Annotated in this window: 3 protein-coding genes; 2 read left to right on the top strand and 1 reads right to left on the bottom strand. The window is 60.9% G+C overall.

The window, feature by feature from the left end; all coding sequences use genetic code 11:
• Both ssb and EN750_RS32265 read left to right on the top strand, forming a co-directional pair.
• Window positions 1-510, top strand: a 510-nt coding sequence (gene ssb, locus EN750_RS32270; protein ID WP_127399103.1) for a single-stranded DNA-binding protein, incomplete at its 5' end; no start/stop codon positions are given.
• A 134-nt stretch (window positions 511-644) separates the two neighbouring features.
• Window positions 645-1,127, top strand: a complete 483-nt coding sequence (locus tag EN750_RS32265) for an OsmC family protein (protein WP_127399102.1) — start codon at window positions 645-647, stop codon at window positions 1,125-1,127.
• Here the strand turns inward: EN750_RS32265 and EN750_RS32260 are convergent.
• The gene (locus EN750_RS32260; protein ID WP_013531832.1) at window positions 1,105-1,734 is read right to left on the bottom strand and encodes a MarC family protein; all 630 of its coding nucleotides are present in this window, start codon (window positions 1,732-1,734) and stop codon (window positions 1,105-1,107) included. The genes EN750_RS32265 and EN750_RS32260 overlap by 23 nt on opposite strands.
• Window positions 1,735-1,884 lie beyond the last annotated feature (150 nt).

Genomic DNA, 1,884 nt, shown 5'->3' with positions numbered 1-1,884 from the left:
AGCGTCAACAAGGTCATTCTGGTCGGCAATCTCGGCGCGGATCCCGAAATCCGTCGCCTGAATTCGGGCGAGCCGGTCGTCAACATCCGCATCGCCACATCGGAAAGCTGGCGCGACAAGAATTCCGGCGAACGCAAGGAAAAAACCGAGTGGCACAACGTCGTCATCTTCAATGAGGGCATCGCCAAGGTGGCGGAGCAGTATCTGAAGAAGGGCATGAAGGTCTATGTCGAGGGCCAGTTGCAGACACGCAAATGGCAGGACCAGACCGGCGCCGACAAGTACACGACGGAAGTCGTGCTGCAGAAATTCCGTGGCGAGCTGCAGATGCTCGACGCGCGTGGACAGGGCGAAGGCGGTCAGGTCGGCGGCTATACCGGTGGCGGTAGCAGCCGTGGTTCCGATTTCGGCCAGTCCAGCCCGAGCGAAGGCTTTAATCGCGGTGGTGGCGCTCCCAAAGGCGGTGGCGGCGGCTCGTCGCGCGAACTGGACGACGAAATCCCGTTCTGATCGCAACAGCAGATGTTATTTTTGGCTTAAGTCAAACATTGCGCCCCGAGAGTCCTCATGGACTTTCGGGGTTTTGCATTGTCGAATTGAACGCTGACTTGGCGGTCAACGAAATATGGCGAAGGACGAGTTCGATGAAAGCACGCATAAAATGGGTCGAGGAACGCACCTTCGTCGGGGAGTCCGGTAGCGGCCACAAGGTCGTGCTCGGAACCGCGCCTGGACCAGAAGGCGGGACGCCGGGACCGAGCCCGATGGAGCTGGTGCTGATCGGCACCGGCGGCTGTTCGGCCTATGATGTCGTGCATATTCTCGAAAAGGGCCGCGAGGCGGTCGAGGACTGCGTCGTCGAACTCGATTCTGACCGGGCCGAAACCGAACCAAGAGTATTCACCCGCATCCATATGCATTTCGTGGTCAAGGGCAGGGCACTCTCCAGCGACAAGGTGAAACGCGCGATCGACCTTTCGATCGAAAAATATTGCTCGGCCTCCGCGATGCTTGCCAAGACCGCCACGATTACCCACGATTTCGAGGTCATCGACACGACGGCGAAAATAGAACCGGCTTCGGGATTCTCGCCACGTCAGCCTGTCAGCCCGCTATCAGCGCCTTGATGCCGTCGGCGACGAACTGCACGGCCAGTGCCGCCAGGATGACGCCAAGCAGACGGGTCAGGATCGAGCGACCGGTCTGGCCGAGGATGCGGTCGATGCGTTCCGACAGCACGAACACCAGATAGGTGATGGCGAGGCAGACGAAGATGATGCCCACCAGTGCCGCCTGCGCGGCAAAGCCTTGAAACGAGCCGGAAAGCAGCACTGTTGCCGAAATGGCACCGGGGCCGGCGATCAGCGGGATCGCCAGCGGGAAGGCGGCGATGTTGTGGATCATGTCCTTGGTGATGGCGACGTCGCCGATCTTCTCCTTGCGGTCCTGCCGGCGCTCGAACACCATCTCGAAGGCGATGAAGAACAGCAGGAATCCGCCGGCGACGCGGAAGGCCGGCAGCGTGATGCCGAACACCGACAGGATCGAGGCCCCGGCAACCGCAAACAGCGCCATCACCAGGAAACCGATGATCGAGGCGCGCACCGAAACCTGCTGGCGCTCCTCGCGGTTCATGCCGCGCGTCACGGCGAGGAACAGCGGCGCCAGGCCAGGCGGATCGATGGTCACGAGAATGGTGACGAAGGCATTGAACAGGCTGTCGAAACTCGGCATCTCTGACCCTCCCGCCGGGCCGTGCCCGTATCAGGATATTGGTAGAGCAAAGCCCGTTCGGTGGGAACTGTTCGTGAGAAAGTGGTTGATGTCGGTGGGACAGAGGGGGCGCGAAGGATCGCGACGCTTGTATTCTGGGCTGCTGCAATC

The organism is Mesorhizobium sp. M7A.F.Ca.ET.027.03.2.1 (assembly GCF_003999175.1).
Taxonomy (GTDB): Bacteria; Pseudomonadota; Alphaproteobacteria; order Rhizobiales; family Rhizobiaceae; genus Mesorhizobium.
This window is presented reverse-complemented; position numbering and strand designations above follow the sequence as displayed.